The sequence below is a fragment of the Pseudomonas sp. GW823-FHT06B06 genome (assembly GCF_058795195.1).
Genome location: NZ_JBXAHO010000053.1, coordinates 25,121 through 32,559, shown reverse-complemented (window position 1 = coordinate 32,559; position 7,439 = coordinate 25,121). Strand labels below are relative to the sequence as shown.

Sequence of the window (7,439 nt, the reverse complement as noted above, 5' to 3'; positions counted from 1 at the left end):
CCCCCCCCCCCCCCCCCCCCCCCCCCCCCCCCCCCCCCCCCCCCCCCCCCCCCCCCCCCCCCCCCCCCCCCCCCCACAGGGGGGGTTGTGATGGGTTGGGGAGTTAGTGCTTGGCTACCAGATCCTTGGGCAGCTTGAAGGTCCAGAGCATGCCGCCCTGGTTGAAGTCCTTCACCCGCTTGGCCACTTCGCCGCCCCACAGCGGCACGGCGCCGCCCCAGCCGGAGAGCACCGAGACGTACTGCTCGCCGTCCATTTCCCAGGTCACGGGCGAGCCGAGTACGCCGGAGCCGGTCTGGAATTCCCAGACCTTCTCGCCGGTCTTGGCGTTGAACGCCTGCAGGAAACCTTCCGGCGTGCCGGTGAATACCAGGTTGCCCTTGGTGGTCAGCACCCCGCCCCACAGCGGCGCGAAGTTCTTGTGCCGCCACACTTCCTTGCCGGTTTTCGGGTCGATCGCCCGCAGCACGCCGATGTAGTCTTCATTCAATGGCTTGATGGTGAAGCCGGCACCGAGGAACGCCGCACCTTTCTTGTAGGCGATGCCTTCGTTCCAGATATCCATGCCCCACTCGTTGGACGGCACGTAGAACAACCCTGTGTCGCGGTTGTAGGCCATCGGCATCCAGTTTTTCGCGCCGAGGAATGCCGGCGCTACGAACACCGAGCTGCCCTTGGCTTCAGTGCCCGGTGCGCCAGGACGGCTGGCTTCGTTGTAGATCGGCCGGCCGGTTTTATCCAGGCCGGTGGCCCAGGTGATCTTGTCCACGAACGGGAAGCCACGGATGAATTTGCCATTGGTGCGATCGAGCACGTAGAAGAAACCGTTGCGGTCAGCGGTGGCCGCCGCCTTGATCTCCTTGCCGCCCTCGGTGTAGTTGAACGACACCAGTTCGTTGACGCCGTCATAGTCCCAACCGTCGTGGGGCGTGCTCTGGAAGTGCCACTTGATGGTGCCGTCGTCCGGGTTGAGCGCCAGGCGCGACGACGAGTACAGGTTGTCGCCAGGGCGCAGGTGCGAGTTCCACGGTGCCGGGTTGCCGGTGCCGAACAACAGCAGGTTGGTTTCCGGGTCGTAATAACCGCCCAGCCAAGGCGCCGCGCCACCGGTCTTCCACAGGTCACCCGGCCAGGTCTTGCCCGCCTCGCCGCCGGAGATGCCGTTTTCCACGGCTTTGCCGTCCTTGTAGACGTAACCCATGTGGCCTTCGACCGTCGGCCGGGACCATAGCAAAGTACCGTTTTTCGGGTCGTAGGCTTCGATCTTGCCCACCACGCCGAATTCGCCACCAGCCACGCCGGTAATCAGCTTGCCGTTGATCACCAGTGGTGCGGCGCTGATCGAGTAGCCTTCCTTGTGGTCGGCGACTTTCTTGCTCCAGACCACCTTGCCGGTGTCCTTGTTCAGCGCCACGAGCTTGGCGTCGAGGGTGCCGAAGATCACCAGGTCGCCGTACAGCGCGACGCCACGGTTGATCACGTCGCAGCAGGGGCGAATGTCATCCGGCAGGCGCGCGTCGTATTGCCAGAGTTTCTTGCCGGTGCGTGCATCCACGGCGAATACCCGTGAATAGGAGCCGGTCATGTACATCACACCGTCCTTGACCATCGGTTGCGCTTGCTGACCGCGCTGCTTTTCCCCGCCGAAGGAGAAGGCCCACGCCGGTCGCAGCTCCTTGACGTTGTCGACATTGAGGATATCCAGCGGGCTGTAGCGCTGCCCCTGCACACCCAGGCCGTTGGTCACGACCTGCTCGGGGTTCTTGGGGTCCTGGAGAATGTCCTGGTCGGAAACCCCGGCCAATGCCTGACCGGACAACAGCATGGCACTGAGCAACAGGCTCAAGACGAAGGGCTGGCGACGTGCGGGTTGAGTCATGACGGCTTCCTCTGCAGTTTTTTGTTATTTCCGGGAAATTTTCCCGGTCTGGTGCAGATTCTTGGGCGCCGCCGCCCGGACAACAATTGCCCGCAATGTGGAGATTCCTAGTTCCTTGGTACAGGGTTGGGTGTTGAAATGATCATTCCCACGCTCCGCGTGGGAATGCAGCGCGGGACGCTCCGCGTCCCTTCAAGAGCCGAACGCGGAGCGTCCGTTGAGGCATTCCCACGCAGAGCGTGGGAACGATCGAATCAGTTGCTGGCGGCGGAATCGACTCGCGTCATCTGCGCACGCTCGTATCGCGGGTACAAATGACTGACGCTGCGAATCAGCTCGTAGCGGCTCAGGCTGATCCCGGCGAACCGTTCGGGAATCGGGCTGCGGATCATCTCGCTCATGTCGCTACCATTGGCCGCACCGTCGCGCATCAATTGATCGAGCCAGCCCAGGTAATCGCGCATCTGTGCGAAGGGTTGCGGATCACTGGCCAGCGGGCCGTGACCGGGCACGATCAGTTTCCACGGCAAAGACTGCAGAGTCGCGATATCGGCCAGCCACACCGACAGCCCCGGACTGTTGGGCGTGGTCAGTGCCCGTTGATAAAACACCAGGTCGCCGGCAAACAGCACGCCGGTTCGCTGGTCGAGAATAGCCAGATCCGCACCCGTATGCCCACCCAGGCTCAGCAGGCGCAGATCGTGATTCCCAAAACTTTCCACACCAGGCGCCAGCGCCCGGTTCGGCAACACCACTTCGGTGCCGCGCATCCAGTCGCCCACCAGCCGGTACATGTTCTCGGCCATGGCATCGCCCTGCTTTTGCAGTAACTCAGTGGTGCCGGCCAGGGCGCCGATCGGCACGTCGGTAAACGCCTGGTTGCCCAGCACATGATCAGGATGATGATGGGTCAACAGGACCTGGATCACCGGCTTGTCGGTGGTCGCCGCTATGGCCCGGCGCATGGCCTCGCCGTAACGTCTGGACGGCCCGGTATCGATCACCACCACGCCGCGCTCGGTAACGATGAATGCCGTGTTGACGATGTTGCCGCCATTGTCCTTGGCAAAATTATCGGTGCTGCCTTCCAGCAACCAGGTGTCTTCGGCGATTTGCCTGGGCTTGAGCGAATATTCGAGATCGGCCATGGCTGGCAGGCCCAGGCCGAGCAACAACAGCAGCATCCAGCGCATGACAGGCTCCTTGAATTCAGGGGATCGACGCATCGAATTGGTTGCCGCTGTTATCGCGTAGCAACAGGCGCGTCTGCCCTGCCCCTTCGATATCAAAGGCCAGGCTGGGGTTTTCGCTGACGGCGGGGAACAGTTCGAGACGGGCCAGCAGTTGATCGTGCTGATCGCGCAGCTCGGCATGTTCGAGGAAAAATTCCGGGATGCCACTGACCATCCCGTTGTCCATCGGATGCGCTACCTGCACGCGCACGCGGCTGAATTCACCACGAGGATAACGACCGCCGAGCACCTCACCGACATGCTCTTCCCAACCCGCCTCAGTGCGCACCACGCTTGGCGCGGTACAGCCGCCACCCGCGGCGTCGATCAGGGTCGACCCCACATGCCACACGCCGTCACGGGTCAGTACCGCCGCGCGCAAAGGCGTCGCCTGTTCGACGCGGATGCGGATCGACAGCCATGGCAGCACGCCACTGAGCGGCTGGAAATCGACGATTTTCGGCAAGGGGTTGAGTTCAGCCCAGGCGAGGATCCTGACCACTTCGCCCTTGAAGGCTCGGGCATCGATTTCCAGCGGCACTTGACGTGCGTCTTCGGCGAACGGTGGCGCCAGCAGCTTGACCCGCTCATCGAACACGAACGGCGCCTCACCGAGCATTTGCTTGTGATAGAAGGCCCACATCACCGACGGCACCGGGTCTTTGCCGGGATCGACAGCGCCCGCATGGGCCGCCAGGCTCAAACAGCAGGCCAACAGACAACTCCTTTGCCAATTCATCGCCTGCTCCTATTGGTACATTTCGGGCACGTCGTAGCGCAAGCCGTACTGGCCGTAGATGGTTTTCACCGAACCCTCGCGGATCAGGCTTTCCAGCGCCTCCTCCACGGCATAGGCCAGTTGCCGGTTGCTTTCGTGGACGGCCATGCCGATCTCCCAGAGTTGCTTGCCCATGTTCGGGTAAGCGTTTTCTGCCAGGGCCAATTGCGGGTCGGCGGCTTCGTGCACCTGCCAGTCGATTTCGCCACGCATGGCCATGACGGCGTCGACCTCACCGGCCTTCATCGCCGCAAACGCCTGAGGCACGCCCGGGTAGTGGCGGGTCTTGCCGGCGAGCATGCCGTTGAACACCGAGGTCAGGTAGAACGAAGGCACGCTGTCGACTTCGACGCCGATCGGGTGCTGTTCAAACACCGCGACACTGGCGACCTTGTCCAGCCGGCGGCGGTCGTAAGCGACTTGCCATTGCTCGTTCTGGTAAGGGCCGAACATCACCACATGGCCGTTTTCCATCTCGCCGAATTCGTTGCGTTTCTGCGCGTAATCGCGGTCATAAGGCACCCGCATCATCAGGTCGGCCAGTTGCTGATTGTGCAGTGGGCTGGGACGCCAGATGTAATCGCGCAGGTCATCGTCGAGCTTTTCCCCGGCGGGCGCCCAGATCAACGTCAAGCGCACCCCCAGGGCCTTCGCCAGCGCCTGGGCCAGTTCCACGTCTACGCCCCGGGGCTGGCCCGCGTCTTCAAAACTGTAGGGGGCGAAGTCCTTGTAGACCGCCACTTTCAGTTCACCGGCGGCGATCATTTCGTCATAGTTGCGAACCTGCGCCTGCACCGACTGGCAGCACAGCCACACAGCGCTGATCAACACCGCGAGCAGGCGCATGGGTCACTCCTCGACGTGGACGCTGTCCAGATAGGTACGCACCGCCCACAGGGCTTCCTGGCTCAGGTAATCAGCCATTTTCGGCATGTAGACCCGACCATCACGCACCGCGCCGTGGCGTACTCGTTCGACGAACCACTCATCACCGGCATCCGCGACATCGAGCATGCGCAAATCGGGGGCGATGCCACCGGACTTGGCTTCCAGGCCATGACAGGCCGCGCAGTTCTGGTTGTAGGCCGACGCGCCGATTTCCACCGCCTTATCATGTTCCGGGGAAGTACGGTAAGGGTTCACCGCTGCCCAGCCATCGGCATCGAGCGGTACGCCGGCATCCTTGATCGGTGTCAGGCCCTGGGTGGCGACGGCCTGCGGCACCACATTGCCGTGGGCCCAGACGGAACCCGCACTGATAAGACCGACCAGCAGCCCGGTCACGAGCAAGGCGTTGCGTTTTGTTGTCATTGTTATGCCCTCAGGATTGCACGCAAGACCTCTTGGCAGAGGCTATGGCAGCCATCTTAGAAACCCCGTGGCATGCACCCCATGCTGCTTTGGTGGTCGGCGCCTAATCCCTTGGTAGTAAGGCCTTGGAGGGACACCTAAATCAGGTGGCACATGGGAAGTTTTCCCGGCAACGGCGGGACATTTTCCGTATCCGCCGTCCGCCCCGGCGCCCCACCCTGTGCAGGTCAAAACCTCCACTGGGAACTGCAACCATGACAATAAGATCGCTACCCGCCCTTTCCCCCTTGACCGTCGCCGTACACGCTTTTTTGCTGGTCGGCAGCCTGTCCCTGAGCCCTGCCGGATTCGCCGAGACCGCACCGGCCAGCGCCACCCGTAACGTGAGTTGGGAAGACATTGCCAACGATCACCTGACCACCAAGGACGTGCTGCAGTACGGGATGGGCACTAACGCCCAGCGCTGGAGCCCACTGGCCCAGGTCAACGACAAGAACGTGTTCAAGCTGACTCCGGCCTGGTCTTACTCCTTCGGCGACGAGAAACAGCGCGGCCAGGAATCCCAGGCGATCGTCAGCGACGGCGTGGTCTACGTCACCGGCTCGTATTCGCGGGTATTCGCCCTCGATGCCAAGACCGGCAAGCGCCTATGGACCTACAACCATCGCCTGCCGGACAACATTCGGCCGTGCTGCGACGTGGTCAACCGCGGCGCGGCGATCTATGGCGACAAAATCTACTTCGGCACCCTAGATGCTCGGCTGATCGCCCTGGACAAGAACACCGGAAAAGTCGTGTGGAACAAGAAGTTCGGCGACCACGCCGCGGGCTACACCATGACCGGCGCGCCGGTGCTGATCAAGGACAAGGCCAGCGGCAAGGTGCTGTTGATCCATGGGAGTTCCGGTGACGAGTTCGGCGTGGTCGGCCAGCTCTTCGCCCGGGATCCGGACACCGGCGAGGAAGTCTGGATGCGGCCTTTCGTCGAAGGCCATATGGGCCGCTTGAACGGCAAGGACAGCACCCCCACCGGCGACGTCAAGGCGCCGTCGTGGCCGAACGATCCGACCACCGAAACCGGCAAGGTCGAAGCCTGGAGCCATGGTGGCGGCGCACCTTGGCAGAGCGCCAGTTTCGATGCCGAAACCAACACCATCATCGTCGGCGCCGGTAATCCAGGCCCGTGGAACACTTGGGCGCGTACCTCAAAGGACGGCAACCCACACGATTACGACAGCCTCTACACCTCTGGCCAGGTCGGCGTCGACCCGAGCACCGGCGAAGTGAAATGGTTCTACCAGCACACGCCGAACGATGCCTGGGACTTCTCCGGCAACAACGAATTGGTGCTGTTCGACTACAAGGACAAGGACGGCAAAACGGTCAAGGCCACCGGCCACGCCGACCGCAACGGCTTCTTCTATGTGGTCGACCGAAACAACGGCAAATTGCAGAACGCCTTCCCCTTCGTCGACAACATCACCTGGGCCAGCCACATCGATCTCAAGACCGGCCGCCCGGTGGAAAACGAAGGCCAGCGTCCGGCCAAGCCGTTGCCGGGGGAAACCAAGGGCAAGCCCGTGGAAGTCTCGCCGCCGTTCCTCGGTGGCAAGAACTGGAACCCCATGGCCTACAGCCAGGACACCGGGCTGTTCTATATCCCGGGCAACCAGTGGAAAGAGGAATACTGGACCGAAGAGGTCAACTACAAGAAAGGCTCGGCCTATTTGGGCATGGGTTTCCGCATCAAGCGCATGTACGACGATCACGTCGGGACGTTGCGGGCGATGAACCCGACCACCGGCAAAGTGGTCTGGGAGCACAAGGAACACCTGCCGCTGTGGGCCGGCGTGCTGGCGACCAAGGGCAACCTGGTGTTCACCGGTACCGGCGACGGGTTCTTCAAGGCCTTCGATGCCAAGACCGGTAAGGAACTGTGGAAATTCCAGACCGGCAGCGGCATCGTTTCCCCACCGATCACCTGGGAGCAGGACGGCGAGCAGTACATCGGCGTGACCGTGGGCTACGGCGGCGCGGTGCCGTTGTGGGGCGGCGACATGGCGGAGCTGACCAAGCCGGTGGCTCAAGGCGGATCGTTCTGGGTGTTCAAGATTCCGAGCTGGGATAACCAGACCGCGCAAAAATAACACCCCAACACCTGATCGTTCCCACGCTCTGCGTGGGAATGCAGCCCCGGACGCTCTGCGTCCGTTCGGCAATCTCACTCCCAAGAGAACCC

6 protein-coding genes are annotated in these 7,439 nt (G+C 62.5%); 1 reads left to right on the top strand and 5 read right to left on the bottom strand.

The features are described 5' to 3' along the window. Positions 1-103 precede the first annotated feature (103 nt). The 5 genes from AC1Q8Q_RS29550 to pedF all read right to left on the bottom strand — a co-directional run bounded on the left by AC1Q8Q_RS29550 (position 104) and on the right by pedF (position 5,200). On the bottom strand, positions 104-1,879 hold the full coding sequence (locus tag AC1Q8Q_RS29550; RefSeq protein WP_020800576.1) for a PQQ-dependent methanol/ethanol family dehydrogenase: 1,776 nt from the start codon (positions 1,877-1,879) through the stop codon (positions 104-106). Positions 1,880-2,133: 254 nt separating this feature from the next. Next, on the bottom strand, positions 2,134-3,072 hold the full coding sequence (locus AC1Q8Q_RS29545; protein WP_033044232.1) for a quinoprotein relay system zinc metallohydrolase 1: 939 nt from the start codon (positions 3,070-3,072) through the stop codon (positions 2,134-2,136). 16 nt (positions 3,073-3,088) lie between these two features. Next, on the bottom strand, positions 3,089-3,850 hold the full coding sequence (locus tag AC1Q8Q_RS29540; protein WP_151142778.1) for a quinoprotein dehydrogenase-associated SoxYZ-like carrier: 762 nt from the start codon (positions 3,848-3,850) through the stop codon (positions 3,089-3,091). A 9-nt stretch (positions 3,851-3,859) separates the two neighbouring features. Continuing rightward, on the bottom strand, positions 3,860-4,735 hold the full coding sequence (locus AC1Q8Q_RS29535) for a substrate-binding periplasmic protein (RefSeq protein ID WP_020800572.1): 876 nt from the start codon (positions 4,733-4,735) through the stop codon (positions 3,860-3,862). Positions 4,736-4,738: 3 nt separating this feature from the next. Beyond that, positions 4,739-5,200 (bottom strand): cytochrome c-550 PedF, encoded by a 462-nt coding sequence (gene pedF / locus AC1Q8Q_RS29530; protein ID WP_020800571.1) that lies wholly within the window; start codon positions 5,198-5,200, stop codon positions 4,739-4,741. 254 nt (positions 5,201-5,454) lie between these two features. Here pedF and exaA point away from each other — a divergent pair, with 254 nt between their 5' ends. Then, the gene (exaA, locus tag AC1Q8Q_RS29525) at positions 5,455-7,347 is read left to right on the top strand and encodes a quinoprotein ethanol dehydrogenase (protein WP_020800570.1); all 1,893 of its coding nucleotides are present in this window, start codon (positions 5,455-5,457) and stop codon (positions 7,345-7,347) included. Positions 7,348-7,439 lie beyond the last annotated feature (92 nt).

Coding starts and splice junctions, on each gene's coding strand:
- AC1Q8Q_RS29550 (WP_020800576.1), bottom strand. CDS start 1,879: ATGACTCAACCCGCACGTCGCCAGCCCTTCGTCTTGAGCCTGTTGCTC.
- AC1Q8Q_RS29545 (WP_033044232.1), bottom strand. CDS start 3,072: ATGCGCTGGATGCTGCTGTTGTTGCTCGGCCTGGGCCTGCCAGCCATG.
- AC1Q8Q_RS29540 (WP_151142778.1), bottom strand. CDS start 3,850: ATGAATTGGCAAAGGAGTTGTCTGTTGGCCTGCTGTTTGAGCCTGGCG.
- AC1Q8Q_RS29535 (WP_020800572.1), bottom strand. CDS start 4,735: ATGCGCCTGCTCGCGGTGTTGATCAGCGCTGTGTGGCTGTGCTGCCAG.
- pedF (WP_020800571.1), bottom strand. CDS start 5,200: ATGACAACAAAACGCAACGCCTTGCTCGTGACCGGGCTGCTGGTCGGT.
- exaA (WP_020800570.1), top strand. CDS start 5,455: ATGACAATAAGATCGCTACCCGCCCTTTCCCCCTTGACCGTCGCCGTA.